Source organism: Thioclava litoralis, from assembly GCF_045278885.1.
Classification (GTDB): domain Bacteria; phylum Pseudomonadota; class Alphaproteobacteria; order Rhodobacterales; family Rhodobacteraceae; genus Thioclava; species Thioclava litoralis.
Map to the genome: position 1 here is coordinate 1,913,521 of NZ_CP135443.1, position 26,997 is coordinate 1,940,517.

42 protein-coding genes, 1 tRNA gene and 1 other RNA gene are annotated in these 26,997 nt (G+C 61.0%); 20 read left to right on the forward strand and 24 right to left on the reverse strand.

What is annotated here, in order from left to right; translation table 11 throughout:
* Positions 1-4: 4 nt before the first annotated feature.
* From RPE78_RS09350 to parE, 3 genes are read right to left on the reverse strand one after another with little or no spacing between them, the layout of a single operon-like run.
* Entirely contained in the window at positions 5-856 is an 852-nt protein-coding gene (locus RPE78_RS09350; protein WP_406720393.1) for an aldose 1-epimerase family protein, read from the reverse strand.
* On the reverse strand, positions 853-1,476 hold the full coding sequence (locus tag RPE78_RS09355) for a HEPN domain-containing protein (protein WP_406720394.1): 624 nt from the start codon (positions 1,474-1,476) through the stop codon (positions 853-855). Before RPE78_RS09355 ends, RPE78_RS09350 begins: the two co-directional genes overlap by 4 nt.
* Positions 1,476-3,434 carry a DNA topoisomerase IV subunit B gene (gene parE / locus RPE78_RS09360; RefSeq protein WP_339109215.1) on the reverse strand — a complete coding sequence of 653 codons (1,959 nt, stop codon included), beginning with the start codon at positions 3,432-3,434 and terminating at the stop codon, positions 1,476-1,478. Before parE ends, RPE78_RS09355 begins: the two co-directional genes overlap by 1 nt.
* 286 nt (positions 3,435-3,720) lie before the next feature.
* Between parE and RPE78_RS09365 the strand changes: the two genes are divergently transcribed.
* The 3 genes from RPE78_RS09365 to RPE78_RS09375 all read left to right on the forward strand — a co-directional run bounded on the left by RPE78_RS09365 (position 3,721) and on the right by RPE78_RS09375 (position 6,535).
* Positions 3,721-4,317: a class I SAM-dependent methyltransferase gene (locus RPE78_RS09365; protein WP_339109216.1), complete on the forward strand. Its 597-nt coding sequence runs from the start codon at positions 3,721-3,723 to the stop codon at positions 4,315-4,317.
* Positions 4,318-4,406: 89 nt separating this feature from the next.
* Positions 4,407-5,039 carry a cytochrome b/b6 domain-containing protein gene (locus tag RPE78_RS09370; RefSeq protein ID WP_339109217.1) on the forward strand — a complete coding sequence of 211 codons (633 nt, stop codon included), beginning with the start codon at positions 4,407-4,409 and terminating at the stop codon, positions 5,037-5,039.
* A 143-nt stretch (positions 5,040-5,182) separates the two neighbouring features.
* On the forward strand, positions 5,183-6,535 hold the full coding sequence (locus tag RPE78_RS09375) for an MATE family efflux transporter (RefSeq protein ID WP_406721644.1): 1,353 nt from the start codon (positions 5,183-5,185) through the stop codon (positions 6,533-6,535).
* On the opposite strand, the gene RPE78_RS09380 is transcribed toward RPE78_RS09375, so the two are convergent.
* Positions 6,532-6,954 carry a hypothetical protein gene (locus RPE78_RS09380; protein ID WP_339109218.1) on the reverse strand — a complete coding sequence of 141 codons (423 nt, stop codon included), beginning with the start codon at positions 6,952-6,954 and terminating at the stop codon, positions 6,532-6,534. The two genes, RPE78_RS09375 and RPE78_RS09380, sit on opposite strands and share 4 nt — an antisense overlap.
* Before the next feature lie 246 nt (positions 6,955-7,200).
* Between RPE78_RS09380 and RPE78_RS09385 the strand changes: the two genes are divergently transcribed.
* Complete coding sequence (locus tag RPE78_RS09385; protein ID WP_406720395.1) at positions 7,201-7,614, forward strand: VPLPA-CTERM sorting domain-containing protein; 414 nt, start codon at positions 7,201-7,203, stop codon at positions 7,612-7,614.
* A gap of 99 nt (positions 7,615-7,713) precedes the next feature.
* Here the strand turns inward: RPE78_RS09385 and RPE78_RS09390 are convergent, their stop codons facing one another.
* Positions 7,714-8,916 carry a pyridoxal phosphate-dependent aminotransferase gene (locus tag RPE78_RS09390; protein ID WP_406720396.1) on the reverse strand — a complete coding sequence of 401 codons (1,203 nt, stop codon included), beginning with the start codon at positions 8,914-8,916 and terminating at the stop codon, positions 7,714-7,716.
* 81 nt (positions 8,917-8,997) lie between these two features.
* Here RPE78_RS09390 and RPE78_RS09395 point away from each other — a divergent pair, with 81 nt between their 5' ends.
* From RPE78_RS09395 to RPE78_RS09415, 5 genes are all read left to right on the forward strand, one after another.
* A complete protein-coding gene (locus RPE78_RS09395; protein WP_406720397.1) occupies positions 8,998-9,378 on the forward strand; it encodes a multiprotein-bridging factor 1 family protein in 381 nt (126 codons plus the stop codon).
* Positions 9,375-9,659 carry a succinate dehydrogenase assembly factor 2 gene (locus RPE78_RS09400; RefSeq protein WP_339109222.1) on the forward strand — a complete coding sequence of 95 codons (285 nt, stop codon included), beginning with the start codon at positions 9,375-9,377 and terminating at the stop codon, positions 9,657-9,659. Before RPE78_RS09395 ends, RPE78_RS09400 begins: the two co-directional genes overlap by 4 nt.
* Before the next feature lie 151 nt (positions 9,660-9,810).
* A complete protein-coding gene (locus RPE78_RS09405; RefSeq protein ID WP_406720398.1) occupies positions 9,811-10,332 on the forward strand; it encodes a MarR family winged helix-turn-helix transcriptional regulator in 522 nt (173 codons plus the stop codon).
* A gap of 158 nt (positions 10,333-10,490) precedes the next feature.
* The gene (locus RPE78_RS09410) at positions 10,491-10,874 is read left to right on the forward strand and encodes a DUF2237 domain-containing protein (protein ID WP_339109223.1); all 384 of its coding nucleotides are present in this window, start codon (positions 10,491-10,493) and stop codon (positions 10,872-10,874) included.
* 20 nt (positions 10,875-10,894) lie between these two features.
* Positions 10,895-11,470, forward strand: a complete 576-nt coding sequence (locus tag RPE78_RS09415) for a hypothetical protein (protein WP_406720399.1) — start codon at positions 10,895-10,897, stop codon at positions 11,468-11,470.
* Here the strand turns inward: RPE78_RS09415 and epmA are convergent.
* Entirely contained in the window at positions 11,442-12,497 is a 1,056-nt protein-coding gene (gene epmA, locus RPE78_RS09420) for an EF-P lysine aminoacylase EpmA (RefSeq protein ID WP_406721645.1), read from the reverse strand. The two genes, RPE78_RS09415 and epmA, sit on opposite strands and share 29 nt — an antisense overlap.
* Before the next feature lie 137 nt (positions 12,498-12,634).
* Here epmA and efp point away from each other — a divergent pair, with 137 nt between their 5' ends.
* Positions 12,635-13,204 (forward strand): elongation factor P, encoded by a 570-nt coding sequence (efp, locus tag RPE78_RS09425; RefSeq protein ID WP_339109225.1) that lies wholly within the window; start codon positions 12,635-12,637, stop codon positions 13,202-13,204.
* A gap of 169 nt (positions 13,205-13,373) precedes the next feature.
* Positions 13,374-13,601, forward strand: a complete 228-nt coding sequence (locus RPE78_RS09430; protein ID WP_339109226.1) for a DUF1413 domain-containing protein — start codon at positions 13,374-13,376, stop codon at positions 13,599-13,601.
* 9 nt (positions 13,602-13,610) lie between these two features.
* On the opposite strand, the gene irrA is transcribed toward RPE78_RS09430, so the two are convergent.
* Positions 13,611-14,027, reverse strand: a complete 417-nt coding sequence (gene irrA / locus RPE78_RS09435; RefSeq protein WP_339109227.1) for an iron response transcriptional regulator IrrA — start codon at positions 14,025-14,027, stop codon at positions 13,611-13,613.
* A 212-nt stretch (positions 14,028-14,239) separates the two neighbouring features.
* Between irrA and fabA the strand changes: the two genes are divergently transcribed.
* The 3 genes from fabA to RPE78_RS09450 are packed head-to-tail and all read left to right on the forward strand — an operon-like array spanning position 14,240 to position 16,805.
* Complete coding sequence (fabA, locus tag RPE78_RS09440; RefSeq protein WP_339109228.1) at positions 14,240-14,749, forward strand: bifunctional 3-hydroxydecanoyl-ACP dehydratase/trans-2-decenoyl-ACP isomerase; 510 nt, start codon at positions 14,240-14,242, stop codon at positions 14,747-14,749.
* Positions 14,750-14,777: 28 nt separating this feature from the next.
* On the forward strand, positions 14,778-16,004 hold the full coding sequence (fabB, locus tag RPE78_RS09445) for a beta-ketoacyl-ACP synthase I (protein ID WP_406720400.1): 1,227 nt from the start codon (positions 14,778-14,780) through the stop codon (positions 16,002-16,004).
* Positions 16,005-16,016: 12 nt separating this feature from the next.
* Positions 16,017-16,805, forward strand: a complete 789-nt coding sequence (locus RPE78_RS09450) for an SDR family oxidoreductase (RefSeq protein WP_339109230.1) — start codon at positions 16,017-16,019, stop codon at positions 16,803-16,805.
* A gap of 74 nt (positions 16,806-16,879) precedes the next feature.
* On the opposite strand, the gene ssrS is transcribed toward RPE78_RS09450, so the two are convergent.
* Positions 16,880-17,038: non-coding RNA, 6S RNA (gene ssrS, locus RPE78_RS09455), on the reverse strand.
* 117 nt (positions 17,039-17,155) lie between these two features.
* Between ssrS and RPE78_RS09460 the strand changes: the two genes are divergently transcribed.
* Positions 17,156-17,626, forward strand: a complete 471-nt coding sequence (locus tag RPE78_RS09460; RefSeq protein WP_339109231.1) for an MmcB family DNA repair protein — start codon at positions 17,156-17,158, stop codon at positions 17,624-17,626.
* 2 nt (positions 17,627-17,628) lie between these two features.
* On the opposite strand, the gene RPE78_RS09465 is transcribed toward RPE78_RS09460, so the two are convergent.
* Positions 17,629-17,853: a DUF6324 family protein gene (locus RPE78_RS09465; RefSeq protein WP_339109232.1), complete on the reverse strand. Its 225-nt coding sequence runs from the start codon at positions 17,851-17,853 to the stop codon at positions 17,629-17,631.
* Between the two features lie 129 nt (positions 17,854-17,982).
* Here RPE78_RS09465 and RPE78_RS09470 point away from each other — a divergent pair.
* Positions 17,983-18,059 (forward strand) — tRNA-His (locus RPE78_RS09470).
* Positions 18,060-18,141: 82 nt separating this feature from the next.
* Here RPE78_RS09470 and RPE78_RS09475 read toward each other — a convergent pair.
* The 15 genes from RPE78_RS09475 to RPE78_RS09545 all read right to left on the reverse strand — a co-directional run bounded on the left by RPE78_RS09475 (position 18,142) and on the right by RPE78_RS09545 (position 24,549).
* Entirely contained in the window at positions 18,142-19,347 is a 1,206-nt protein-coding gene (locus RPE78_RS09475) for a tyrosine-type recombinase/integrase (protein WP_406720401.1), read from the reverse strand.
* The gene (locus tag RPE78_RS09480; RefSeq protein WP_339109234.1) at positions 19,337-19,645 is read right to left on the reverse strand and encodes a hypothetical protein; all 309 of its coding nucleotides are present in this window, start codon (positions 19,643-19,645) and stop codon (positions 19,337-19,339) included. The genes RPE78_RS09475 and RPE78_RS09480 overlap by 11 nt, the downstream gene beginning before the upstream one ends.
* On the reverse strand, positions 19,638-19,904 hold the full coding sequence (locus RPE78_RS09485; protein WP_406720402.1) for a hypothetical protein: 267 nt from the start codon (positions 19,902-19,904) through the stop codon (positions 19,638-19,640). Before RPE78_RS09485 ends, RPE78_RS09480 begins: the two co-directional genes overlap by 8 nt.
* 61 nt (positions 19,905-19,965) lie before the next feature.
* Positions 19,966-20,160 carry a hypothetical protein gene (locus RPE78_RS09490; RefSeq protein WP_406720403.1) on the reverse strand — a complete coding sequence of 65 codons (195 nt, stop codon included), beginning with the start codon at positions 20,158-20,160 and terminating at the stop codon, positions 19,966-19,968.
* Positions 20,157-20,372 carry a hypothetical protein gene (locus RPE78_RS09495; RefSeq protein WP_406720404.1) on the reverse strand — a complete coding sequence of 72 codons (216 nt, stop codon included), beginning with the start codon at positions 20,370-20,372 and terminating at the stop codon, positions 20,157-20,159. Before RPE78_RS09495 ends, RPE78_RS09490 begins: the two co-directional genes overlap by 4 nt.
* Before the next feature lie 56 nt (positions 20,373-20,428).
* Positions 20,429-20,653, reverse strand: a complete 225-nt coding sequence (locus tag RPE78_RS09500) for a hypothetical protein (protein ID WP_406720405.1) — start codon at positions 20,651-20,653, stop codon at positions 20,429-20,431.
* A 10-nt stretch (positions 20,654-20,663) separates the two neighbouring features.
* Positions 20,664-20,930: a response regulator transcription factor gene (locus RPE78_RS09505; RefSeq protein ID WP_406720406.1), complete on the reverse strand. Its 267-nt coding sequence runs from the start codon at positions 20,928-20,930 to the stop codon at positions 20,664-20,666.
* 208 nt (positions 20,931-21,138) lie between these two features.
* Positions 21,139-21,411, reverse strand: a complete 273-nt coding sequence (locus RPE78_RS09510; RefSeq protein ID WP_339107126.1) for a hypothetical protein — start codon at positions 21,409-21,411, stop codon at positions 21,139-21,141.
* A gap of 58 nt (positions 21,412-21,469) precedes the next feature.
* Positions 21,470-21,670, reverse strand: coding sequence for a hypothetical protein (locus RPE78_RS09515; protein WP_406720407.1), 201 nt, complete (start codon positions 21,668-21,670; stop codon positions 21,470-21,472).
* Between the two features lie 12 nt (positions 21,671-21,682).
* Positions 21,683-21,979, reverse strand: a complete 297-nt coding sequence (locus RPE78_RS09520; RefSeq protein WP_406720408.1) for a hypothetical protein — start codon at positions 21,977-21,979, stop codon at positions 21,683-21,685.
* A 236-nt stretch (positions 21,980-22,215) separates the two neighbouring features.
* Entirely contained in the window at positions 22,216-22,491 is a 276-nt protein-coding gene (locus tag RPE78_RS09525) for a DUF2312 domain-containing protein (protein ID WP_406721646.1), read from the reverse strand.
* A 106-nt stretch (positions 22,492-22,597) separates the two neighbouring features.
* The gene (locus RPE78_RS09530; RefSeq protein ID WP_406720409.1) at positions 22,598-22,867 is read right to left on the reverse strand and encodes a hypothetical protein; all 270 of its coding nucleotides are present in this window, start codon (positions 22,865-22,867) and stop codon (positions 22,598-22,600) included.
* Between the two features lie 91 nt (positions 22,868-22,958).
* Positions 22,959-23,108, reverse strand: a complete 150-nt coding sequence (locus RPE78_RS09535) for a hypothetical protein (protein WP_406720410.1) — start codon at positions 23,106-23,108, stop codon at positions 22,959-22,961.
* 395 nt (positions 23,109-23,503) lie between these two features.
* Entirely contained in the window at positions 23,504-23,743 is a 240-nt protein-coding gene (locus RPE78_RS09540; protein WP_406720411.1) for a hypothetical protein, read from the reverse strand.
* A gap of 77 nt (positions 23,744-23,820) precedes the next feature.
* Positions 23,821-24,549 (reverse strand): S24 family peptidase, encoded by a 729-nt coding sequence (locus RPE78_RS09545; protein WP_406720412.1) that lies wholly within the window; start codon positions 24,547-24,549, stop codon positions 23,821-23,823.
* A gap of 305 nt (positions 24,550-24,854) precedes the next feature.
* On the opposite strand from RPE78_RS09545, the gene RPE78_RS09550 reads away from it, so the two are divergent.
* From RPE78_RS09550 to RPE78_RS09565, 4 genes are all read left to right on the forward strand, one after another.
* The gene (locus RPE78_RS09550) at positions 24,855-25,289 is read left to right on the forward strand and encodes a hypothetical protein (RefSeq protein ID WP_406720413.1); all 435 of its coding nucleotides are present in this window, start codon (positions 24,855-24,857) and stop codon (positions 25,287-25,289) included.
* Positions 25,289-25,522, forward strand: a complete 234-nt coding sequence (locus tag RPE78_RS09555) for a hypothetical protein (RefSeq protein WP_406720414.1) — start codon at positions 25,289-25,291, stop codon at positions 25,520-25,522. Before RPE78_RS09550 ends, RPE78_RS09555 begins: the two co-directional genes overlap by 1 nt.
* 220 nt (positions 25,523-25,742) lie before the next feature.
* The gene (locus RPE78_RS09560) at positions 25,743-26,210 is read left to right on the forward strand and encodes a DUF1937 family protein (protein ID WP_406720415.1); all 468 of its coding nucleotides are present in this window, start codon (positions 25,743-25,745) and stop codon (positions 26,208-26,210) included.
* On the forward strand, positions 26,200-26,820 hold the full coding sequence (locus RPE78_RS09565; RefSeq protein ID WP_406720416.1) for a hypothetical protein: 621 nt from the start codon (positions 26,200-26,202) through the stop codon (positions 26,818-26,820). Before RPE78_RS09560 ends, RPE78_RS09565 begins: the two co-directional genes overlap by 11 nt.
* Positions 26,821-26,997 lie beyond the last annotated feature (177 nt).

The following is a 26,997-nucleotide window of genomic DNA, read 5'->3' on the forward strand; positions in this document are numbered from 1 at the left end:
TTTCTCAGTCGCGGATCGTCACGAACCATGCAAAGCGGGCAGTCTCGCCCGCGCCTAGGCTTAGCGTATAGGGGCGGTCCTCGATTTTTGCCCCCGCCCCATGCCATGCCGCCATTCCGTGCCAGGGCTCGATGCACAGGAACGGCGCGCCGGGCGGCTGCCAGAGCGCGAGGTTCGGCAGATTGGCAAAGCGGAAATCGAGGCTCGGGCCGGTTTCACCCTGATAGCGCAGCGCCTCGCCCGTGCCTTCGGGGAAGATCGCGGCATTCTTGGCGAATAGATCATGGCTCAGCGTCAGGCTCCCCTGATGGAAGGGCGAGGCCTCGGTTTCGCGCGAGATCAACCCATCGACCACGCGGTTCATCGCGGGCTCCGCGCCATTGGCCAACTCAACCTTATGCGCGCCGGTGGCATTGGGCAGCGGCCAGCGGAAGGCCGGATGGAAGCCGAGCCCGAAGGGCATCGGGGCGGTGTCTTCATTGGTCACGGTGGCGGCCACCTCAAGCGTCGGGCCGGTCACGCGATGGGTCAACTGCAGGCGGAACTTATAGGGATAGCTTGCGGTGGCCTCCGATGGCACCAGCTCATGGGTCACATGCGCCTCGTCCTGCGCCACCACCGTAAAGGGCAGGCGGCGGGCAAGCCCGTGCTGGGGCATATCGAAGCTCTCGCCACGGATCTCGATCTTATCGTCGGGCGCACGGCCCACAATCGGAAACAGAACCGGCGAGCGCCCCGTCCACCATTCGGCATCGCCATTCCAGAGGAATTCCTGCCCACGGAAGGCAAGCGACTGCATCTCGGCCCCCATATCGGAGACGGTCACGGTGAGGTCGGGGGAGGTGATGGTGGTCATGGGCGCTTGACCTTCTTTACCATACTCGCGGAATCAATTATTTTGTCACACGCATCCACAAGCTCTTTTAGCTCTTGGATTCTGCGGCGGATCTTTTCACGATTAACCGGTTGTGTATTTCCGTGGCTATTTAGATCACCAGTGTGTGCGATAGCGTGTCGCTTTTCAATCAATGCGCCGATGCGGGCGTTGATGTTTGTCTTTTTGGTGGTCTTCGCAGCATTAGCAGAAAGATTTTTAAGCCCAATCGATAGGAATAGCTTATCGATCGTATCAAAGCGTTGAGTTGTCTTTCCTGATAAATGGCCGCTAACAATAGTCCGTATTCGGCGATATGGGCGTTCCATTCCAAGAAGTTCCAGCGCAACTCTAGTATCTAAGCCGGCTTCGCCTAGAAGCTTAACTAGGTCGGAGCCAGGATTGCGAGTCTTAAGATATGGTACAAGAATATCGACGAATTTGTTTGTAAAATAGCCATCAAAAGCCGCAACGGACAGTACAATAGCCGCACGGATTAAATCATCGTTTGCTTGTGCTTGGTTCGATGAATGTAAATCCAATAAGGCGTTTGATCGATCAATAACTGCGTGAAATTTAGTGAGTGGCTTTTTGCCAGACATTATACATCCAACTCCTCAACGAACTGGGCGTTCTCGGTGATATATTGGAAGCGAAGCTCGGGTTTCTTGCCCATCAGGCGCTCCACCAGATCCGCCGTCTCTCCGCCCAGATCATCGTCGATGGTGACGCGGATCAGTTTGCGGGTGGCGGGGTCCATTGTGGTTTCTTTCAGGTCCTTGGCATCCATCTCGCCCAGACCCTTGAAGCGCTGCACGTCGATTTTACCCTTGCCGCCCAATCCCTTGGCTAGCCATTCCTCTTTCTCGGCGTCGGAGGCCACATACATGCGCTTGGCGCCTTGGGTCAGGCGGTAGAGCGGCGGGCAGGCCAGATAGAGGTGGCCTTGGTCGATCAGCGGGCGCATCTGGGTGAAGAAGAAGGTCATCAGAAGCGACGCGATATGCGCCCCATCGACATCGGCATCGGTCATGATGATGATCTTGTCGTAACGCAGGTCTTCGACGTTGAACTTGGTGCCAAGGCCCACACCCAACGCCTCGCAGATATCGCTGATCTCGGCATTGGTGCCCAGTTTCGAAGAGGCCGCGCCGAGGACGTTCAGGATTTTACCCTTCAGCGGCAGCAGAGCCTGCGTTTCGCGTTTGCGCGCGCCTTTGGCCGAGCCACCTGCCGAGTCGCCCTCGACGATGAACAGCTCGGTATTGGCGCGGTTTTTCGCGGTGCAATCGGTCAGCTTGCCCGGGAGGCGCAGCTTTTTGGTGGCCGATTTACGGGCGGTTTCCTTTTCCTGACGGCGGCGCAGACGCTCTTCTGCGCGCAGCACAAGGAAATCGAGGATTGCGCCGGCGGATTTCGTGTCCGAGGCCAGCCAGTTGTCGAAGTGGTCGCGGACGGCGCCCTCGACCAGACGATGCGCCTCGACGGTGGCCAGACGGTCCTTGGTCTGGCCGACGAATTCGGGCTCGCGGATAAAGCAGGACACCAGCGCGCAGCCGCCCGTGATCAGGTCGTCGCGGGTGATGTTCGACGCTTTCTTGTTGTTGATCAGCTCGCCATAGGCGCGGATGCCCTTGAGGATCGCCGACCAGAAGCCCGCCTCATGGGTGCCGCCCTCGGGGGTGGGGACGGTGTTACAATAGGACTGGATGTAGCCATCACGCGAGGGGGTCCAGTTGATCGCCCATTCGACCGAACCGGGGACGTTGAATTTCTCGCGGAACTCGACCTTGCCCGAGAAGGGGCGGTCGGCATAGGTCATCGCCTTGCCCAGCGTTTCCATCAGGTAGTCGGCCAGACCACCGGGGAAGTGGAAGGTGGCCTCGGTGGGCGTCTCGCCATCGTCAATCGCGGATTTCCAGCGGATTTCAACGCCCGAGAACAGATAGGCCTTCGAGCGCACCATCTTGATCAGCCGCGCGGGTTTGAAGCGGTGATGGCCGAAGATCTGCTCGTCGGCATGGAAGGTGACCATGGTGCCGCGACGGTTGGGGGCGGCGCCGATTTCCGCGACCGGCCCCTGCGGGATGCCGCGCGAGAAGCGCTGTTCGTAGAGCTTCTTGTTCTTGGCAACCTGCACCACCATCAGATCCGACAGCGCATTCACCACCGACGCGCCCACCCCGTGAAGGCCGCCCGAGGTTGCATAGGCATCGCCCGAGAATTTGCCGCCCGCATGCAGCGTGCACAGGATCACCTCCAGCGCCGATTTGCCCGGAAATTTCGGGTGCGGGTCGATCGGGATGCCGCGGCCATTGTCGCGCACGGTGATCGAGTAATCCGCGTTCAGCTCGACCTCGATGCGGCTGGCATGGCCTGCCACGGCTTCGTCCATCGAGTTGTCGAGGATCTCGGCCAGCATATGGTGCAGCGCGCGCTCATCGGTGCCGCCGATATACATGCCGGGGCGTTTGCGAACAGGTTCCAGCCCTTCCAGCACCTCGATAGAGGAGGCGTCATATTCGGACTCGGACTGGGTGGAGAGAAGATCGTCGGACATCTGCTCGCTTTCTTTGGTGGGGTTGGCCTTGAGCCATACATCATTTGGGGCAAAATCGGCAAGCGCCCTGCCGAAACCGTCCACAGGAAGTTTCACGTCCGGTTGGCCGGATCGGGGCCGCCGGTTTGCCGCCTGCCTGTTTTACGGGCGTCATGGGTGGAAAACGGCCCATTGGCAGGCTGGTTTGTGCCTGAGGGGTTTTCCCTTTGAGGGCAAGAGACTACGTCATCTTGTTACATAGGATGCGAATGCCATTTTGAGTCAAAAGATATAAAGGAGGAGGAGAATGTGGGATCAACGCTATGCCCATTCGGACTATGTTTTCGGAACCGCTCCGGCAGAGTTCGTGCGCCGTCAGGCAGGGCGGCTGACACCGGGTATGCGCGTGCTGTCGCTGGCCGAGGGCGAAGGGCGCAATGCCGTGTTTCTGGCCGAGCAGGGCCTGGAGGTGACGGGGGTCGAGCTTTCGGCTCCGGCGCGTGAGAAAGCCCAGCGGCTGGCGGCGTCGCGGGGGGTGACGATCACCATGCTATCGCAGGATCTGCGCGGCTGGGATTGGCCCGTGGCCGAATATGACGCGCTTTTGGCCTGTTTCATCCAGTTTGCCGATCCGGCCTTCCGCGAGGATATTTTCGACGGGATGCGGCGTGCGGTCGCGCCGGGAGGGGTGGTGATGATCCACGGCTTTGCCCGTCGTCAGCCGCGCTATGGCACAGGCGGGCCGAGCAATGTGGAACAGCTCTATGATCTGGATCTGCTGCGCGAGGCGTTTCCGCGCTGGAAAATCCTGCATCAGGCCGATTACGATGCCGATCTGAGCGAGGGAGAGGGGCATTCGGGCCGTGCCGCGCTGATCGATTTCGTGATGCAGCGTCCATCCTGACCGCTGCCCCGTCCGGACCGATTTACTGCATGACATCAGAGCGACCTTGCGCGACACTCGGCGGGCAGGGTTTTGAAAAAGGATTTGTCATGACGCATCGATTTCAATCGGATCCCTCCGACACCGACAGCCGCTTCGAGACAGTGCCGGTCTGGGATCCTTTCGTGCGCGCGTTCCATTGGGCGCTGGTGGTGCTGGTCTGTGGTGCATGGGGGCTTGGAAAATGGGGGCCCGTTGACATGAGCCTGCATTTCTGGCTGGGCTACGGCATCGGCGCGCTGGTCGTGGCCCGCGTCTTCTGGGGGTTTTTCGGCCCGCAAACGGCGCGGTTTGCCAGCTTTGTAAAAGGGCCCGGCGCGATTGCGCGCTATGGTCGCACGTTGGTGTCGCGTAAGCCGTCCTACACGCGCGGGCATAATCCTGTGGGCGCGTTATCGGTTGTGCTGATCTTGGGGCTCTTGGCGGCGCAGGTCGGCACGGGTCTGGTGTCCGATCCGGATGATTATATCAATGTCGGCCCCTTTGCGGATTGGGTGGGGTACGAGAACGCCGTGCGGGCGGTTGATCTGCACGAGACCCTCGCCAATCTGCTGCTGGCGCTGGTCATCATACATGTGCTGGCGATTTTCTGGTATCGCTTCTGGAAGCGCGAGAACCTTGTGACGCCGATGATTACAGGCCGCGCCCGCCTTCCCCGGCGCGCCCCGATGACGCAAAAGTAACGCCGCGCGCAATCCTAGCGATGCTTACTAAGGCTTGACGGGTTCATGGGGGCGTGGCACGGGCTGATTATTGACCACTCGATCAGGAATGCGAAATGGCCAGCCCCGTGATGACCCAGACCGACAAACCCCTCGACACCTCGATGGGGGCGTTTGGCCATATGCGCGCCATTCTTACGCTGGGCTTGCCGCTGGTAGGGTCGAACCTTGCGGCAGCAGGGCTTGGTGTGACCGATACGATCATGATGGGCTGGTACGGAGTGCCTGAACTGGCCGCTGTGGTTCTGGGCACGAATTACCTGTTCTTCTTCTTTCTCTTCGGCACGGGCTTTGCCAATGCGATCATCGGGCGCGTCTCGATGGCGCTGGGGGGCAATGACGAAACGCAGGCACGGCGCGATACCCGTATGGCGCTGTGGCTGTCGGTGCTGACGGGGCTGGTCTCGATTCCCTGTATGTGGCATTCCGCTGCGGTGCTACAGGCATTGGGGCAGGCCCCCGAAACCGCGAGGCTGGCACAGGACTATCTGCGCATCGCGGGGCTTGGCATCGTGCCCATGCTGGTGGTGGCGGTGCTGCGCAGCTATCTTTCGGCGTTCGAGCGGACACAGATCGTGCTTTGGGTCACGCTTTCTGCGGTGGGGCTGAATATCGTCTGCAACTGGCTTCTGATCTTTGGCGAGATGGGCTTTCCCGAAATGGGCGTGCGCGGCGCGGCGCTTTCCTCGGTGCTGGTGCAGACGGTGTCGATGCTGGTGCTGATGGTCTATGCCCATCGTGCGCGCGGGCTGTCGCATGTGGCGCTGTGGCAGCGGTTCTGGCGCCCTGACTGGTCTGCGTTCGGGGCCGTGGCGCGGATGGGGATTCCGATCGGGCTGACCATTCTGGCCGAGGCGTCCATGTTCCAGATGGCCGCGCTGATGATGGGATGGCTTGGCACAATCGAGCTGGCGGCCAATGGCATTGTCATGGAAACCAGTGTTCTGGCCTTCATGCTGCATATGGGGCTGGCCAATGCCGCGACCGTGCGGGCAGGGCGCGCCTATGGGGCCGGTGCCCCCGAACATCTGCGGCGCGGGGCCATCACGGTGATCTGCATGTCACTGGTCATCGTGGCGGTCACGGTGACCGCATTTCTGGGCATTCCGGAAAAGATTGTCAGCCTGTTCCTGAAGCCGGGCGGGGATTCCGCGCAGATCCTGCTGCTGGCAAGCGGCCTGCTGGCGCTGGCGGGCCTGTTCCAGCTGTTCGATGCCATGCAGGTGCTGGCAATGGGGTTGCTGCGCGGCCTGCAGGATACGCGCGTGCCGATGTGGATTGCGCTGGCCAGCTATTGGCTGGTCGGGATTCCCACGGGCTATGTGCTGGCCTTCCATGTAGGGCTGCAATCGCACGGGGTCTGGCTGGGGCTGGCCGCAGGGCTTGCCACGGCCTCGTCGCTGCTGATGTATCGCTTCTGGGTCGTGCGCGGCGGCGGGCGGCGCCCTATGGCCTAATCGTCGCGGGTCTCGGCCTGCTGACCCATCAGCCGCTCGGCCTTCTTGCGCACAAGAACGCTGCGCAGATCATGCATGGCCAGCAACAGCGCGTCTGTGACATGCTCGAGCTGTGCATCGGTGGCTTTTGACTGCACCCATTGCGTGGTCAGGTTCAGGTAATCGACGGCGCGGTGGATGTCGTCGATATCGCGCTGCGCCAGCAGGGCACTGCGATCGGCCATCCATTGGGTGATCTGGCGCATATCCGCATCGGTCAGCTCGCGCCCGCCCTGCGGTTTGATGTCTCCATTGCGGATATTGACCACGGCGATCTGATCCATCTCGATCCGGCGCTGGCGGTTCTGGGTGTCTACCCGAAATACGGCCGCGCCATTCTCGCGGATTCGGAAGTAATATTCGGGCAGATCGAGGCTCATGGGGCAGCTTCCAGACTGTTGATGCACCATCCTTAACGACAACTGCGGTGGGGGATCAACTGACCGCTTGTGCGAGGGGTCAATAAAATATGGCTCTTCCGGCTTGATAATGGCATGTTATGCGATCTTCCGCCGATTGAAAAAAATCCTCATTGCAATTCTCGGGTGGAGAAACATGTTTACCTTACGTGACTCGACCTGTGGTGGGTGGGGCACGCTTTTGACAGCCTATAAGGATGTTTTTTTATGATTAAGAAAATCGCAACTGTTGCGACGATTTGCGTGTGGGGAAGCTCGGTATTCGCATCGACATACCAAGCGGACTCCAAGTCCACGGATAGCAAGGATTATGGCTATTCCAGCGACTTCAAATCCGAGGGGCATGGGGATTGGTTCGGGTCTGACAAGGACTGGAAAGACCAAGACGACCATAAGTGGGGGGATACCCCTGATTATGCCGAGGCGACCAAACCGCATTGTGGCTGCTCGGCCGATTTCGGTCATGACGGGCAGGGTGGTCATGGTGGCCACGGCGGTCACGGTGGTGGCGATGAGCAGGTCAGCCCCGTGCCGCTTCCGGCGGGTGGCATTTTGCTGCTTGGCGCGCTGGGTGGCTTTGCGGCGCTGCGTCGTCGTAAATCGGGCGTGAAAGCGGCCTGAGTCAAACGGGAAAAGCCGCTCGACCGAGCGGCTTTTCTTTTTGTTCCAGACGTGTCGTAATCGGCTGGCCGCAGGGTGGTGCGACCTTCGCGATGTGGCTTACCTGAGGCCTTCGCAGAAGCGTTTGATCCGGTTGCAAGCCTCCGTCAGCACGGTGTCCGAGGTGGCGTAGCTGATGCGGAAGTTGGGGCTGAGGCCGAAGGCCGCGCCGAACACCGTGGCCACGCCGGTTTCTTCCAGAAGCGCCGTGCAGAAGGTCTCGTCATCGGTAATCTTGGTGCCTTGGGCCGAAGTTTTGCCGATGCAGTCCTTGATGGACGGGTAGACATAGAAGGCCCCTTCGGGCGTGGGGCAGGTGATGCCGGGGCAGGCGTTGAGCCCCGCAACCACCAGATCGCGGCGGCGGTGGAAGGCCTCGCGGCTGTCACGGATATAATCCTGCGGCCCGTTCAGCGCCTCGACAGCGGCCCATTGGCTGATGGTGCAGGGGTTCGAGGTGGATTGCGACTGCATCTTGCGCATCGCGGTGATCAGCTCCACCGGACCACCGGCATAACCGATCCGCCAGCCGGTCATCGCATAGGCTTTCGACACGCCGTTCACTGTCAGTGTGCGGTCATAAAGCGCGGGTTCCACCTCGGCGGGGGTGCAGAATTCGAAGCCGTCGAAGACGAGGTGTTCGTACATGTCGTCGGTCATCACCCAGACATGGGGGTGGCGCATCAGCACATCGGTCAGCGCCTTCAGCTCTGCCCGCGTATAGCCCGCCCCCGAGGGGTTGGAGGGCGAGTTGAACAGGAACCATTTGGTCTGCGGCGTGATCGCGGCCTCCAAAGCCTCGGGCGTGATCTTGTAGCCCATCTCGGGATTGCCCTGCACGAAGACCGGCGTGCCGCCCCCGATCAGCACCATATCGGGGTAGCTGACCCAATAGGGCGTGGGGATGATGACCTCGTCACCGGGATTGAGCGTTGCCATGAAGGCGTTGAACAGCACCTGCTTGCCGCCCGAGGACACGCTGATCTGCGCTTGCGTATAGCTCAGCCCGTTCTCGCGGGCGAATTTATCGCAGATCGCCTGTTTCAGCTCGGCGATCCCGTCAACGGTGGTATATTTGGTGCGGCCCTCGGTAATGGCGCGGGCGCCTGCATCCTTGATGTTCTGCGGCGTGTCGAAATCGGGCTCGCCCGCCGAAAGGCTGATGATGTCGCGCCCTGCGGCCTTCAGCTCTGCCGCCTTGCCAGTCATGGCCACGGTGGGCGAGGGTTTCACACGGGCGAGGCTGTCGGAGAGAAAGGCCATGAGGGGCTCCGTTCGGATGGGTTTGTAACTTGCGTGGTCATGTCTTACGCTCGGGTCAAATGGCGATCAAGAGGAGGCCCCATGGCGGATGACTGGTATGGCGGAGATGCCGCGACCTTTGGCGACAGGCTGGAGGGCGCGCGCGAGGCCGCAGGGCTGAGCCAGACCGAACTGGCCGCAAAGCTGGGCGTGCGGCTGGAGACGCTGCAGTCATGGGAAGAGGATATGGCCGACCCGCGTGCCAACAAGTTGCAGATGGTGGCGGGTATGTTGAATGTTTCGCTGATGTGGTTGCTCAATGGCGAGGGCGCCGGACTTGACGGGCCGCCGCAAGGGGTAGATGAGGCAGAACGAGAGCGGGAGATCTTGCGCGAGATACGCGAGGCCCGTGCGGTGATCAAAGACCTCGATGCGCGGCTGGAACGGCTGGAGCGCAGGGTCAAAGCGGGAGAGAGCCAATGACCGGACAGGTTCAGGAAACGCCGGAAGCGCGGCTGAAGCGGATGGTGATGCGCAGCTGGCGGCGCGGGATGAAAGAGATGGACATGGTGCTTGGCCCCTTTGCCGATAGCGAGCTGGCAAAGATGGATCCGGCCACCTTGGACCTCTATGACGCGCTGCTGGAAGAATATGATCAGGATCTCTATCTGTGGGTGTCGGGGGCGAAACCCTGCCCGCCGGAGTATCTTCAACTGCTGCAAGTGATTGCGGCCTTTGCGAAAAAACGTCATTCGGTTGCATGATTCAATTATGGCGGAAGGGGCAAATTGCCTTGCTTCCGCCATGTTGTCTGAAAATTATTGTCAGATTTGCGATAGATTTAATTCGCTTAACCGAAATTTTGGCATTTTCCCGCATGGTGTCTTTCGGGGCATAGATGATGCGGAGAATGAGATGAGTATAGAACCCCCTATGGGCCAGATGGGCGGCGTGGTCGCGGACCGCGCCATGCAGCAGGGGCTCATGACCGGGTATCTGGACACGCTGGCCCTTGTGGAACGGCTGCACAGATTGCTGCTGGATGTGATCAAGGACGAATTCGAACGTCTGGCGATCATCGAGATCAATCCGGTTCAGGCCCTTTTGCTGTTCAATGTCGGCGATAACGAGGTCACGGCAGGCGAATTGAAGAGCCGTGGCTATTATCAGGGCTCGAATGTCAGCTATAACCTGAAAAAACTGGTGGAAAACGGCTATATGCACCACCAGCGCTGTGATGTGGACCGCCGCTCGGTGCGGGTCAAGCTGACGGATAAGGGGCGCAAGCTGCATGATGCGGTGCGCGAACTGTTCGAGCGCCATGCTGACGGGATGGGCACGCGTGGCGTGATCGATTTCGAACAGATGGACGAAATGAACCGGACCCTCAAACGTATGGAACGTTACTGGATGGACCAGATCCGGTATATCTACTGAGTTTCAGAAAAAGGGCAGCGTGGGGCGCTGCCCTTTTTGGGGAAAGGCCCCGCCGCCTGTCCGCCTAAGGGGGGCACGCCTGTCTTGACGGATATCCCGTTCGGGGGCAGGCTGCGGTTGCCGGATTATCGTGATCCGGATGCCATGCGGGGGATAGGATGGATAAGGATCTGCCGGTCAATGTCTTGGGTGGCCCCTTGGAGCCTTGTTCGCTGGTGCCTCTGACCGGGTTCTTTCGCGATGGCCATTGTAATACCTGCGCCGAGGATCATGGCGCCCATACGGTTTGCGCGATCATGACCAAAGAGTTTCTCGCGTGGTCGGCCTATATCGGCAATGACCTCTCGACCCCGCGTCCCGAATACGGATTCGAGGGCCTCAAACCCGGAGATCGCTGGTGCCTGTGCGCGGGGCGGTTTCTGGAAGCGCATGACGAGGGCTGCGCGCCCGAGATCGTGCTGGAGGCGACCCATCAGCGCACGCTTGATGTGGTCCCGATCGAGGTCCTACGGCTGCATCGGCATTTGTCGCCTTTTCAATAGGGGGGTCGACCCTGTTTCTGATGAAGTTCTTCTTTCTATCCGCATCCTTCTGCCTTGCCGCTTCAGCCGCCCTGTCCCAGCCCATCGTCGAGGGGCCGGTCGTTGAGGAGTATCACTTTGACGCGGATGGCGATGGCACAGAGGATCTGATCACCGATCTCACCACGCGCGATCTTGCTCGGGTGCTTGTTATCTCGAACGATAGAGCCGAGCCGCCAGTCGTGATCGGCCCTCTTTGGGCTGACCTCACTACGCTAGATTTGGTTTCCTCGACAAAGCCGGGCAGTTTTACCATTGCGACGGGTTGCGATACCTGCGGGCGCAACGGGAGTAGTTTGGAATGGCATGTGGCCTTCCGCGAGGGGCGGTATATCGTCGCGGGGGTGACGAAGAGAGAATGGGATAGATTCGCCGCCGAAGTGGTCTACTGCGATGTCAATCTTCTGACGGGCCAGGCCGATGTGTTCCGCGACCCGGATATGCCGGAAACGCGCATCACCACGGATGAGCGCGCGCCCGATCTGCTGGGGCTGCCCAGCGACTACAGCCCCAAGGTCTGCGATGATCTTATCGCGGGCTTCTGGGCTGTGCGATAGGGCTCCAGAGGATGTCGTCGATGCGCGGCGCGCCCGTGGCCAGCATCACCAGACGGTCAAAGCCAAGCGCGATGCCGGAGGCCTCCGGCATCAGTTCCAGCGCGGCAAGGAAATCCTCGTCCAGCGGGTAGCGCTCGCCATAGATGCGCTCTTTCTCGTCCATCTCGGCCTCGAAACGGCGGCGTTGCTCGGCGGGGTCGGTGAGCTCTCCGAAGGCATTGGCCAGTTCCACCCCGCAGGCGTAAAGTTCGAAGCGTTCCGCCTCGCGCGGGTCATCGGCGCAGGGGCGGGCGAGGGCGGCCTCGGCGGTCGGATAGCGGTCGAGCACGGTGATCCGCCCGTGGCCCAGATGCGGTTCGACCCGATCCACCAGCACTTTTGACAGAATATCGGCCCAGCCGTCATCCTCGGCAATGGCAAAACCCACCCGCGCGCATTCGGCGGCCAATGCAGCGCGGTCGGTCGAGCCATCGGCGTGGCAGCTGGCCAGCAGGTCGATGCCTGCATAGCGCTGGAAGGCCTCGGCCACCGAGATCCGTTCGACCGGCGTGAAAGGGTCGCAGGTGATGCCGCGATAGTGCAGGTGATCCGCCCCGCAGGCGCGTGCGGCAAGGGCCAGCATCGCATGGGCATCCTCGATCAGCCGGTCATAGGGAGTATCGGCGCGATACCATTCCAGCATGGTGAATTCGGCGCTATGGCGGTTACCGTTTTCGCGGTTGCGCCAGACATGGGCGAAGGCGAAGATGCGGGGCTCGCCCGCCGCAAGGATCTTTTTCATCGTGAATTCGGGCGAGGTGTGCAGATACATCCGATGCGCCACCCCGTCATGGCCGATGAGATCGGTGGCGAAAGCATGCAGATGCGCCTCATTGCCGGGGCTGGTTTGCAGGCAGGCGGGGTCGGTTTCGAGAAAGTCCTGATCGGCAAACCATTGCCGGAGCGCGGCCTGAACTTTGTTGCGTGCCAGCAAAAGGGGGCGGCGGTCGGCGTGGCGATGGGGGTGCCACCAGGGTGTTTCGGTCATCTCTTGCGCTTTCGAACAGGCTTTGAACTGGAAATCCGTCTTCAGATGGTTTAGGCGACGGGGCATCCGGGCGCCAGTCTTCACGCCGTGCCTGAGCCTCATTTGCCCAAGCGGGCATCTCGTTCAAAGGAAATGCAATGGTTAAAGTCATCGCCTCGCAGCTGCGCAAGGGCAATGTTGTCGAAATCGACAGCCACCTCTATGTCGTTCTGACGGCAGAAAGCTTCCACCCCGGCAAGGGCACTCCGGTGACCCAAGTCAATATGCGCCGCATCTCGGATGGCACCAAGGTCTCCGAACGCTGGAAAACCACCGAAGGTGTGGAGCGCGCGCATGTCGAAGAGCGTGAATTCGACTTCCTCTATGAAGATGGCGAAGGCTATCACTTCATGGAACCCACCACCTACGAGCAGGTTGCCGTGTCCGAGGACGTGATCGGCGATGCGAAAGTGTTCCTGCGCGACGGGATCCGCTGCTGGCTGAAAACCTATAATGATGGCGTGATCGCGATCGAACTGCCGCAGAAGGTCACCGTGGAAGTCGAAGAGACCGAGCCGGTTGTCAAAGGCCAGACGGCGTCCTCGTCCTATAAGCCCTCGACCTGCACCGGTGGTATCCGTGTGATGGTGCCGCCGCATATCGGCGTGGGCACCCGCATCGTGATCAACACCGAGGATCTGGCCTATCAGGAACGCGCCAAGGACTGAGGGTCCGGCGTATCGGGTCCGAAAGGGCCACGGCTTCTTTGCAAAGGCGCTCTTCAGGGGGCGCCTTTCTTCATGCGGGCGTCATGGCAAAATGCGCCAGATCAAAGAGGCGGAACTGTAACGGATTTATGCCGTTGTCGAAGGGGATCTCACAGGGAGATGTTGCGCCATGACACTGACGGACACGTTGCATCATTTTACCAACCGGTTGACCGGCCATCCGCAGGGGCCGTTCCATCTGCATGACATCTACGGACCGCAATGGGCGGCGTTTTCTGTCGAGGACAAGCTGAGGCTGGGGCGCGATTTTCTGATCCATGTCCGGCAGGGGGCCATTCCGCAGGTCCATGACAGCGGGCAGAGCGATCTGCAGGGGCGGGTCTTCGTGAAAGGCTGAAGGGCGTGGCTACAGCTTGCGCAGCCGCACCACCACATCGACCGAGGCAATCTCGTATCCCTCTGGCGGGGTCGGGAGCTTGGTGATCTGCATGTCTTCTTTGGGCGCATCGGAAATGCGGGCCTCGTCCTCCCAGAAGAAATGCGGATGGTCATCCATGCGGGTGTCGAAATAGCTGCGCGTGCCATCTACCGTGACCTCATGCATGAGGCCCGCATCGCAGAACGCGCGCAGGGTATTGTAGACAGTGGCAAGCGAGACACGCTCGCCGGCATCCAGTGCCGAGGTATGCAGCAGCTCGGCGGTCACATGGCGGTCCTCGCCGTCGCCCACAAGCAAGGACGCCAGCGAAAGGCGCTGGCGGGTGGGGCGCAATCCCCCTTTGGCAAGCCATTGCTGGCCACGGTCGCGTGCGTTGGGTGCCATTTAATCCGTTTCTCCTTACCCCAATATGCGCTTGGGGCGGGAAAGTTTCAATCTGGCTGCGTGCAAACTTCATAAAAATGTCGCATATGTCGCGCGGAATTGGCACCCCCAGTTGCATTTGACGCAGGTCGCAAAGCGTCAGCAGCCTTGCGTCTTTGCCTAGACGGGTGTTAGAGGGAACGAAACTGGACCCAAGGGGGGAAGAATATTCCATGGCAGGCTTTCCGACGAGCTTCGACCGGGACGAACTACTGAAATGCGCACGCGGCGAGCTGTTTGGCCCCGGCAATGCGCAATTGCCCGCACCACCCATGCTGATGATGGACCGTATCACCGAGATTTCCGGTGATGGCGGCGAATTCGGCAAGGGTCATGTTGTGGCCGAGTTCGACATCAAGCCGGATCTTTGGTTCTTTGATTGCCACTTCCCCGGCAACCCGATCATGCCGGGCTGTCTGGGCCTTGACGGTCTGTGGCAGCTGACCGGCTTCAACCTTGGCTGGCGCGGCTGGCAAGGGCGGGGCTATGCGCTGGGTGTGGGCGAGGTCAAGCTGACCGGCATGGTGCGCCCCGAACGCAAGATGCTGACCTACAAGGTCGATTTCACCAAAGCCGTGCAAACACGCCGCCTGACCATGGGCGTGGCCAACGGGATCGTCGAAGCCGATGGCGAGGTGATCTATGTGGTCAAGGATATGAAGGTCGCTCTCTCCGAGAGCTGATCCGAGACAGATTACGAGGAGGCCAGCTATGCGCCGTGTCGTTATTACCGGTCTGGGCATCGTCAGCCCGATCGGCAACTCCGCCGAAGAAGTCACCGCCAGCCTGCGCGCGGGCAAATCGGGGATCACCTTCCAGCAAGACTATGCCGACCGTGGCTTCCGTAGCCAGGTCGCCGGTGTGCCGGAGGTCGATTTCGAGGCGCTGATCGACAAGCGCCAACTGCGCTTCATGGGGCCGACTGCGGCTTATGCCTATATCGCCATGCAGCAGGCGATCGCGGATTCGGGCCTGTCGGACGATCAGGTCTCGAACGAGCGCACGGGGCTTGTGGCAGGCTCGGGTGGTCCGTCGACCTCGAGCGTGTTCCAGGCGCATAGCATCACCGTTGAAAAGGGCAGCCCCAAGCGGATGGGCCCCTTCATGGTGACGAAGGCCATGTCCTCGACCGTCTCGGCCTGTCTCGCGACGCCCTTCAAGATCAAGGGTGTGAACTACTCGATCACCTCGGCCTGCTCGACCTCGGCACATTGCATCGGCAACGCGGCCGAGCTGATCCAGATGGGCAAGCAGGATGTCGTCTTTGCAGGCGGCGGCGAGGAAGTCGACTGGACGCTGTCGTGCCTGTTTGACGCGATGGGCGCGATGTCGTCGAAATATAACGAAGCGCCGGAAACGGCTGCGCGTGCCTTTGATGCGACCCGCGACGGGTTTGTCATCGGCGGCGGCGGCGGTATTCTGGTTCTCGAAGAGCTGGAACATGCCAAGGCCCGTGGTGCCAAGATCTATGCCGAAGTCACCGGCTATGGCGCGACCTCGGATGGGTATGACATGGTGGCGCCCTCCGGTGAGGGCGGCGAGCGCGCGATGCGTCTGGCCACCGCAACCCTGCCGGAAGGCCGTAAGGTTACCTATATCAACGCGCATGGCACCTCGACCCCCGTGGGCGATGTGCGCGAGGTCGAAGCCGTCCGCCGCGTGCTGGGCGAAGACCATGCGCCGATCTCCTCGACCAAGTCGATGACCGGCCACGCGCTGGGGGCTGCGGGCGTCAACGAGGCGATCTATTCGCTGCTGATGCTGCAGGGTGGCTTCATTGCGCCCTCGATCAACGTGACCGAGCTTGATCCGGCGCTGCGTCCCGAAGAGATCGCGACCCAGCTGATCGACAATGTCGAGCATGATTCCGTCCTGTCCAACAGCTTCGGCTTTGGCGGCACCAACGCATCGCTCGTCATGAGCAAGTACCAAGAGTAAGGGGTCGCCTGAATGGCCGAGTTGATGAAGGGCAAGCGCGGGCTTGTCATGGGGGTGGCCAATGACCGCTCCATCGCATGGGGGATCGCCAAGGCGCTGGCCGAGGAAGGCGCGGAACTGGCGTTTTCCTATCAGGGCGAGGCCTTCGGCAAGCGCGTGCAGCCGCTGGCAGAGTCGCTGGGCTCGTCCTTCCTTGTGGATGTGGATGTGACCGATGATGCCTCGATGGATGCGGCCTTTGCCCGTCTGAAAGACGAGTGGGGCAGCCTTGATTTCATCGTTCATGCGATTGCCTATTCCGACAAGAACGAGCTGGCGGGCCGTTTCATCAATACTACCCGCGAGAACTTCAAGAACTCGCTGTCGATCAGCTGCTTCAGCCTGATCGATATCGGTCGCCGTGCCGAGGAACTGATGCCGAATGGCGGCTCGATTATCACGCTGACCTATGCCGGTTCCAACCGCGTGACGCCCTTCTATAACGTGATGGGCGTGGCCAAGGCGGCACTCGAATCCTCGGTGCGTTATCTTGCCAACGACCTTGGTCCGCAGGGCATCCGCGTGAACGCGATCTCGCCCGGTCCGATGAAGACGCTGGCGGGTGCGGCCATCGGTGGCGCGCGCAAGACCTTCCGCCACACGGAGGCCAATAGCCCGCTGCGGTCGAACGCGACGCTGGAATCGATCGGCGGGACGGCGGTCTGGCTGTCGTCGGATTACGGCGCCTGCACCACCGGCGAGACGATTATGGTCGATTGCGGCTATCACGTCTTGGGCATGCCCCAGACCGAGAACCTATAACGGACCGAAAACCTTTAACCGGTTTGCAGAATTGAAAAGGCCCCGAGGAAACTCGGGGCCTTTTTCATGAGGTGGCGGAAACCGCAGCAACCGTTGGGAGGTTGAATTTCCCGAGGACCTGAAAAATCAGGTGGGCGCCAGGTAACAAGGCCAAGACCCTGACAGAGCCAGCTCCCTCGGAATCGGTATAGGCCACTGGAAAGACGTTCCCGTTACGAGAAGAGCAGTAACCGCCGAATCCACAGATAGGAAAGCGTGCAGCTCTGCGCAAGCCCCTTGATGACATGCGGGGGTAACTTGTGAGGGGAAGGGGGCTGGACTTATGTTCTGCCTTCGTTCATTTTCGGGCTATGTCCGATAGCCGATCTCTTTCCGATATGCAGCCGGGTCAGGTGCTGGCCCGTGGTGTTGCGCGTGCGCTGGCCGATCTGGGGCTGGCCTCGGTGCTGGAGATGCCGCTCCGCCCGCGCCTACGTGCCGATGTGATGGGGCTGACCCGTAAGGGCGAGATCTGGATTGTCGAATGCAAGTCGAGCCGTGCGGATTTTACATCCGACCGTAAATGGCAGGGCTATCTGGACTGGTGCGACCGCTATTTCTGGGCGGTGGATGCTACATTCCCTCTGGAGCTTCTGCCCGAGGATACGGGGCTGTTTATCGCCGATGGCTATGGGGCTGAAATGCTGCGCGACGCCCCCGAGGCGCGTCTGGCCCCCGCCCGTCGCAAGGCGCTGACGCTGGATTTCGCGCGGGTGGCAGCCGCGCGGCTTCAAGGCTTTCGTGACCCGTCCTTGCCGGTTCTGCCCGAAGCCGCCCGCTGAGATTATTTCTTTTTCTTGGGCGATTTGCCGCTGCCGGTTTCGGCTTGGATCTGGCGGGCCGCATCGGCTGCCGCGCGCAGTTCTTCGGCGATCTCCTCGGCCTCGTCAGGATCGAAATCCATCGGCAGATCGAGCCCGTCCCCTTCCAGATAGATTCGCACCATACCGCGATCGGTCGGACCGATTTGCAGGTTCGCGGCGGTTTCATGTTCGCTGTTGATGCTCATATCCTGTCTCCGATTGGGGTGTTGCGCGTTGCCTAGACGTGATTATGGGCTGAGGCAAGGAAAATGCCAAAAACCTGTCACACCCCCCTTGCAATCCTCCGCAGCAATCGGTAAATCCCGCCTCACGGTGCCGCTTTAGCTCAGTTGGTTAGAGCGCTGGATTGTGGATCCAGAGGTCCCCTGTTCAAGCCAGGGAAGCGGTACCATTTTTCAATGACTTAGCTGAAACGCCGTTCCGAGTTGTAACGAGTTGTATCCAACCGTTGTAACGTTGTAATCGGGCCTGATTCACGTGGAACGGCGCAGCTTTACGACCTCGGCCACCGAGTCATTCTTCTCCCGGATATAGCGGTCGGTCGTGCGCATATTGGTGTGGTTCGCCTGGTGCTGCAGCTGGATCGGCGTGGCGCCGTGGCGCTTGGCATCGTTGATCGCACCGGCGCGCGCATCCATCATCTTCAGCTCTTTCGGCAGGCCCGCCGCCCGTGCCGCCAGCCGGAACATCCGCGCCCAGTGGTGGCGATCGTAAGGCATGCCGTTCTTGTCGATGATCACCGGCCCCACGCGATCATTGACCGGCGTCTCGTCCAGGCGCGCGCGCAGCTCCGGCACGGCGGTCAGGTCGAAGATCATGGCCTCGCTATCGCTGCGCTCGGTTTTCGAGGGCGTCTTGCGGATCTGCGTGAGGTCCGCATCGATCATGTCCCATGTCAGCCCGTCCTGCCAGCGCCGCCCGCCGCGCATGATCCCCGTCCGGTCGTCATCGGTCGGGCGCAGATACTGGCCGCGCACATCAACGGCGCGCAGGGCGAACCACCACTGCATCATGTAGCCGGTGGCAAAGGCGCGATAGCCCAGCTCGTCCGCCTTCTCGATCACGGCGGCGATCTGTTCCGCCGTAGGGGCGATGGTGCGGGGCTTGGGCGATTTGAAGCGCGTCTTCGAGAGAATCAGGGACAACTTGGCCGCGCCCTCGAACTCGATCTGCACCCCGTAATTGACGAAGATCCGCAGGTGCCGGAAGGAGGTGGCGATAAAATGGGTGCTGCGCCCGTTTTCCTTCATCGCCTTTTCCCAGCGCCTGATCGCCGCGTAATCGGCATCCGTTACCAGCATGTCACCGATCGCGCCGCGCCAGTAGTTGCCATAGTGGCGATATTGCTCGCGGGTGTTCTGTTTGACGTCCTGCACGGGCGAGATCTCGTCGTTCAGATAGCGGGCGATCAGGTGGTGGAAGGTGCCGGGCTCGAGGCGCTTCTCGTTCTCGGCTGTCTCCATCCAGCGCACCATGTCGCGCGTCAGCTCGCGTGCGCGGCTGGCGCGTTCCTCGTCGCGGTTATCGCCGATCTGTCCGGGCAGGGCGACAGGCCCCACAACATAGCCCATCGTCTGGGCGGTCTTTGTGGCCCGCCAGTAGACGCGGCCCTTCGATTTGGCAGTACAGGGGGCGTAGAGCGGGTCTGACCCGTCCCAGAGCGCATCCTTAAAACGCATTCGTTCTTTCCTTCTTACGGTTCTGCGCCTCGGCCTGTGCCGGCGCCACCGTGCCGTCGCTCACGCGGCGGCGTTTTTCAATCCATGCCATGACATCGGCCTTGATGGTGAGGCCGGTCAGCGGGTCCCGTTTCGGGAAGCCCTCGCGGCCCAGCTTCTCGCGGTTGGTCCTAAACCACGCGATCTTGCGCCCCAGGGTGGAGGCCACCCAAAGGTCGGAGCCATAGGCCGATATGACCGAAAAGGTCGGATCATCATTTTGCGGCTTCAGCCCGAAGTTATGGTCGTGCTCACCCATCGTTCCCTTCCTTCCTCATGACCCGATTGGCGGGTGCGCTGTCCTCGTGGTGGCCGGTGGCGCGCTGGCGCTCGGCCCGTTCGTCTTTGGCGTTGGCTTCGGCGGGGCTGGTGTCCTGTGTGGTGGGGGCGTGCAGGCGTTGGTGCGCGGCGAGGCGCGGCATTCCGGCATCATCGATTAAGTGCTTGGGGTAGGGCCCGTGATATGAGCCTTCTTCGTATCTGGACTGATACCATTGCCAGTCATTTTTGATGGTCATGTCTCTCTCCTTCATTCGCTTGTCAGGGGCGGCGCGGGGCGTCTGGGAAATGGGGGGGGGTTCAAGACAGGGCCAACAGTGGGCAGTGAGAAGGGTCGCACCATTCCATGCTGCTGCTGTTTTCTTCGTGCTCGCAGATGCGGCCTTGGCCTTCATCGTCGCGTTTCGGGTTCCGGTATTCGCACACCGATTGGCAGTGGTCCCATGCTGCCTTGACCGCGTGCAGGGCTTCGTGAGTTTCGGCGCTGATACTCATCGGGTGGTGTCCTGTGTGGTGGGGGCGGGGCGGTTGCAGACGGGGCAGGGTTGCCCGCGCTTGTTCTCGGTGATGGTCCACTGGTCTGCGATCCAGCCGGTATCGTGGCCGCAATGCGGACAGGAGAACCGGATCATTCCCTCGCCAGCGTCCGATGGGTGCATCCTCTTGGTCGGTGGGGCCTTCGGGATCTGCTCTTTGTCGAAAAGCACGGCTCTCTCCTTCATTCGCTTATCAGGGGCGGCGCAGGGCGTCTGTTAAACGGGGGTTAGTCGGACGCGCCATCGGGTTCAGTGCGCGCGCCGCGCAATTCAACCCGCACGACTTCGATCACGGCGCAGCAACCCACACAGGTGATGGGGCCGCGCGATCTGGAATAGACAACTGGCGCTATGTCGGCATCACCCTCCATTGCATCGCCGCAAAGCGTGTAATCCGAGATCCCGCTGGCGCATGTTCGTCCGTCGGATCTGTAATGTCTGGTGTTCTCCATATCTCTCTCCTTATCTCTGCTGTTCTGAGCGGGGCCGGTGGCCCGCGCTGGGGGGTGGCCGCTTGGGGCGGCGGATCTCGATCTCCACGCCGAAGCGGGTGGCCAGTGCGATCGCGCCATAGCGGTCGCGCGCGCCGAGCTTCCGGGCGATCTGGCGGATGTGCATCTTGATGCAGGGCTCCGAGAGGTTCAGGCGGTGCGCGGCCTCTTTGTAGCGCAGCGCGATCAGCGGCAGGACACGGCTCTCGGCGGGGGATAGCAGGGTGATCGTGGTCATCTGAAAGTCCATTCGTGATAAAAGAGGATTGCGAGGCAGGCGGTGAACGCCGCGCCTGTGATGATGGCGATCAGCATGTGGCCTCCTGAATGACTGGACCTGCGGGGGCGCGTCGGACAGCATTGCCCCCGCAGATCATCCGCGCGACCGCCGCGCGAATTCCTGTTCTTCGGGATGCCGTCCCGGCACGGGGGCCGGCACCGGAAGATCAGGCGCTTGGCAGAAGCTTGGGGCCGGCGGGCAGGGCAGCGGTGCCCGAGGGTTTGTGCCCCTTGCACTTGCCGGGCGTGCAGGCCCCGACATGCGGGCAGAGATCGTCCATCGTCAGATTATGCGCGCGGGCAGCGAGGCGCAGCGCGCCGATCCGGTCGGCACGGCTCGGCAGGCCCATCAGGAAGAAGGGCCGGTTTTTCGCCAGATGGTCGAGATAGGTGATCTTCGCGGCGCGGATGGCGTTGGACTTGCGGCGGGATGTGAACATGGCAACCTCTTCGGGGGAAAGGCGCAGCCCGCGCGAGAGGCGGACGGACGCCGGAGGATCAGGCGGCGGGCTTTTCGAGGGCGGCCCGTACCAGGCAATCCTTTGCTTCCAGCAGCTTGCGCAGGCCCGCGCTCTTCTCGGGGCCGTCCGGCAGCGTGCCGTCCATAGCTTCGGCCAGAATGCCGAACGGGCGGCTGACCTCCTGCAGGTGCTCCGGCAGGTGCTTGTAGGTGAAATATTTCATGATGGGGCTGGTCATGGGGGTGTCCTTTCAGATGACAATTTCGGTGGGGTCGTGCGCGTCGCGTGGGCGGCGCAGCTCTTCGGCGATCAGCTGGATCATGACCGCCCCGAGGGCCGCACCCTTCACGCTGCGGCGCGGCTGCTGGGTGAGGATGACCGGCTGGCGCGGCGCGGTTTCGGGGCGGTCGGCCAGCAGGCTGGATTTGCTCTCCCAAGGGGCGCGCGACAGGCTGACCGAGCGGGCGCAGAAATCTGTCTTCCCGAGACCGTCGGGGATGATGACCTCGCGCTTCTCGATCGCGCGCGCCGAAGAGGTAGAAGGCATGGGCTGTCCTTTCATGAAAATCGGCGGAAGCGGCATTTCCCGAAAACAGATCACTGGTGATGCGCCGCTTCCGCCTGTCCGGCGCGCGTGGGATGCGCCGAATTCCTGAACTTGGGGCAGGGCCTGTCTGGCTCTGGCCGAAGGTCGGGGAGGGTCTGGGTCTCGGGGCGGCGCGGGGTGAATTTGCGCCGCCCCATATCTGGCCCCCGAAACAGGGAGGATGGGGCCAAATCTCGCTATTCCATGCCGAGCGCTTCCTTGTAGATCGCCATGATGGCCTCTTCCTCGGCCACGTCGTTCTTGTCGCGCTTGCGCAGGGCGATGATTTTCCGGATCACCTTGGTGTCGTAGCCGCGGGCCTTGGCCTCGGCCATCACGTCCTTCTGCTGTTCGGCGATATCGGCCTTTTCGGCGGCAAGGCTTTCGAACTGTTCGATGAACTGGCGCAGCTCGTCGGCGGTGACCTGATAGGCCTTCTCGGCGGCGGCCTTGAAGTCGGCATCCTCTTTCATCGGCGGCTTGCCAGCCTTTGTGCGGCTGATGCTATGGGCGGCTTTGGCGAGGAAGGCGGGCGTGTCCTCGGTGATCGGGATGGTCGGCATGGCGTTCATGGGCGGGCTAGTGGACATGGTCTGTGAGGTCATGCATGCTTTCAGGGTCGATCAGTTCGACCCGCACGGTGCCGTGAATGCGCTGGGTTGCGACCTGATAACGGCTCTCCTCCTCGTGCCAATAGACGTAGCCCTGACCGCATAGGGTGGTCCGCGCCTGCACGACATAGCCCTCGTCGGTGTCGGCTTCGAATGGCGTTTTTACCTCGATCTCATTGCAGAAAACGCGGATCGGCTGACCGACCATAACCGTGTTCTCGGGGGTGTATTTGGGCATGTGGATCATCCTGAAATAAGAAAAGGCCGGGCGGCGGCGAGCAGCGCGCCGCCCGGCAGTTGGGTTGCGAGCAGTAATCAGGCAACCGATCTCAGAAAGCGGGGTGCTCGACCTGCCAATGTGCGTGGGAAATCTGCGCGACGGGGTTGAGGTGGATCATCAGGGCAAGGAGAGCCGCGCCAATGCCGACGGCGGCCCAGAGGGGCATCCGTGAGTTGGTGGTTCGTGACATCGTCTGCATTGCGCGGCTCCATCCTGAGGGGGGCGGCAGGCTCATATGTCGCTGCCGATGGGATGGACGTTATGGGGGAAATATTCCCCAGTCAATACTGATGGGGAATATTTCCCCTAAAATTTATTGCTCGGTACACTGCCTTCTGTCATTGTGAGCCGCAAGGCAGGCTGTGTCTGGTAAAGGAGATGGATGATGGCAGACGAAAAAGCCCCGCACGGGGCGGGGCGACTGAGGGATATCTGGCGGCGCTGGCGCGGCCCGAGTATGAAAGAGCAAGGGTTTACCAAGCTGCCCTGGTCAAGTCGGCATATACAGATCTACTATGAGGGTGTCGTACTTGTGCGCTACGCTTCGCCTGTCAATTCGACACATCATCAATGGCTGATCCGCTGGTGGCCCCGTTAGTCAATATCCACCCTTTTTACCTTGATGCCTGATTTTAAGGTGAAATGGATATCGTCGTTAGAGTTTGCCCACTGCCCGTCAGAGGTTTTGTAGTCAAAGCTCCCTGGCATTGTGCGGGTGCCTCCTGCGAGATAGCTTTCAACCGTGTAGCTTTGAATTTTATGCATTAGGTATCGATTGCCGTCTTGGTCTTCGCAGGGGAAGGTTTCCGATATTTCTGTGTAAGATTGGGCCAAATCTGATCTCCTGAGTGGTGTTTGCGGTGAACTGATCTTGGGGGGTGCGCCGGATACCTGTTTGGGTGTCCGGCGTTTTATTTGGCGCGGGTAACGAGATCGGCGGGCAGGTGCATCAGGACGGGGCTTGCCCATGTCAGATTGACGTCATGCATATTGTCGCCGGTGGGGTTGATGGATAGCAGGTTGAATTTACCTGCGGTGCTTCCGTGCTTTAGCAGCTTCACCCAGACCTTGCCGTCTGCCGTTTGGGCGATGACCTTGCGGTTGATTGCTTCGATCGGGACGCCTTCGTGGGTCTCGCGGATGTAGAAGAGCAGATCGCCCTCGGAATAAACGGGTTCCATGCTATCGCCTTCGACCTCGACGGCGACGGCATGTTTGCCGATCAGCTGCGGTGGGGTGATGACTTCGTAAAGACCGCCGCCCTTGGCGTGGTCATCGGTCAGATGCACAGGCGCGCCGGCGCCGACTTTGCCAGGGATGGCGGTGGTGTGGGGTTGGTTTGAGAAGTGGCCTGCGTAGAATTCCTCGGGCGTGACCCCGAAGGCGCGAATTAGTTTTAGTGCATCGTCTACGTTGGTTTTCTGGGATTTCCCCTGCCTGAGCGATTTGAACTGATCATAGGATACGTCCGCTGCGGTGGCTACGCTGCGAAGTGATTTGCCTGTTAGCTGCAGGGCTTTTTCGAGGGCGTCTCTGAACGTTGTATCCATGAAGGGAAATATACCCGCAACGGTATTTTCCGTAATGGAGTGAATGCCCCCTTTACTTATGGGGGAAATATTCCCTATTGTGCCGATCATGGAACAGTTCATCCGTGAAATAGAAAAATATTGTGAGTGTGCAGGTATCCCGCCTCAGACGCTCCTCAAGAAAGTCGCTGGTTCCGGATGGGGCCAGTGGGAGAAGTGGAAGTCTGGGAAAAGCTATCCACGGATGGACACTGTGGATCGGTTTCGCGAGTTTATCGCGGCCAATCCTCCGGAAAGATATGGGGAGGCTGCCTGATGCGAGCCTCCCCGCTGAAATCTCACTTTTCCAATCCATGCTCGAACTTTGCCGTTTTGGCGTGTCGCGGGCAAGGAAATGCGTTTTCCGAGGTAACGCCATGATTGAAAGCTACGAAAGCGCCGCGCTGCGGGCGATGTTTGCCAGCCTTGTGCAGCATGCTGGAAAAGGCCCTGCCGTGGTGGCCGCGATCCGCGAGACCACGGGGCGGCAGATGTCGGAAGGGACGCTGAGCAAGATCATCAGCGGCGAGGGCCGGTTCGACTGGAACCTCGCCTTCCAGCTGGAAGAGATCGCGGGGCGGTTCCCGATCCGCACCATGCTGATGGCGCGTGTGCCCAGCGATCCGGTCAAGGCGCAGTTTGACGAGCTGGCGGTGCGGACGATGAAAGAGGTGGGCGATATCGGCCCCGCTCTTCTCGATGCGGTGCGCACCGGCGATTTCACCAAGCTCGACAAGGAAGGCCCCGAGGCGGTGACCGCGATCACCGCCGCTATGGCCTTCGGGCGTTCGGCACGCGAGGGGGATGTGTGATGGTCGAGAGAACAGTCGCCCCGCCGCGCCGCCCGCAGGAGGTGCAGACCACGGTTTCCGCCAAGGTGTCTAATCACGTCAACGGTTCTGAGGTCGAGGTTTCCACATCGGGGCGCGAACTGACGGTGCGTGTGCGTGAGGGCGGTGGGTGTTGCGAAGCCTTCGCCCTCCTGAGCGTGCCGCAGGCGCGGTTGATTGCACGCAATATCCTCGAATTCGTGGGGGACGAATGATGGATACGATGATTTGCCATGTTAAATTCCTTTCTGTGGCAAAGCGCACGGCGCTTCTTTTGAGTGGTGGGTGTCGTGCAAGTGTTTCCCGGCTACTCAGCGCGGTCGGGCAGCGCTATGGGGCGGTTTGTTGGCGCAAACCGTCCCGCATTACTTTGGGATCGTCGCAAAAGGCATTCTCGTCTTTGCCTTACTTGCAATATTGCAAGGAGGTGACGCCGTGACCTCTATAATGGAAAGCTGGGCCGATCTCGCCCGCGCCGCCAAGCCGCAGGACTGGTCCGCCCCGATTGTCTTCGGGGTGGGGCCGGTCGAGATGGCACAGCGCTCGGGCGGGCGGATAGTCTATGTCACCACGCCGGTGCGGATCGATTGCTGGCAGGTGCCGGAGGCCGTGGCGCTGGATGCGGCGCGGGCGGCTGCAGAGCTTGCGCGCTTCCGCGTGGCGGCGGTTTCGCCGGTGGTGCTGGGCGCGGCCATGTTGGAAGCCGATATGCACCTGAGCTTGCGCGAGCCGAAACACTGGGCCCGCTGGGTCGCGCCGATCCGCAATGCGGCGGGCGCTTTGTGGGTTCCGGCCAGCCGCGGCTGGCGGGCCTGCCCGCAGATCTGGGCGGATGTTCAATGGGCGGTCTCGCATGGGGTGCCGGTCATGGTCGAGGCACAGGAGGTCCGTCATGGGGGTTGAGCGCAGTTTCACGGTGGTCGAGGCAGGCGGCCTGCCGGACTATCCGATCTCGTCCAACGACCGGCTTGATAGCCATTATTTCGTCACGTGGAATCTCAAGCGCTGGCGTGGCAGCGAATTCCGGCGCGGGGCCTATGCCGATCCGGAGGTCGGCTTCTTCGGCATGGAGCTCTTCTGGGCCGCGCAGGACGAAACGCCGATCGGCACCTTGCCTTGTGATGACGAAAGCCTCGCCTTCCTGCTGCGCATGGCCGTGCCGCGTTGGCGCGAGCTCAACAGCCGCGTGGTCTCGCCATTGCATGGCTGGGCGCGGGTCCAGTGCGATAACGGCCAGACGCGCCTTGCGCATCCGGTGGTGACCGCGATTGCGTTGGAGGCGCTGGGATCGAAGCGGCGCAATGATGCCAAGCACGCGGATGACCGGATGCGCAAACGGTTGGGCACGATTGCCGGTCATCTGGCCAAGAGCATTCCGGGCGGGGCGCGTCTGGCCGAAAGCGAGGAAAGGCTCAATGCGATCAGCGACTGGATCGAGGCGGCCTATCCCGGTGGCAGTGCCACCGTGAAGCGGATCCGCGAGGCGATCGAGGATCTGTCGAGCCGTGTCTGAGCTGTTCGAAAACTTCCGCAATTCTTCCTTGAAACTTCCACCGGAAGAAATGGGAATTTTTCAGGAAGATTTTGGAGCTTTTTATTTTTTCCAAAAACCGCGCCGCTGAAAGGAAAAGAGAAGAAATGACAAGAAAAGAAACTTTTCGATCTGGCGCGAAAAATGGCGGGCGTGCCT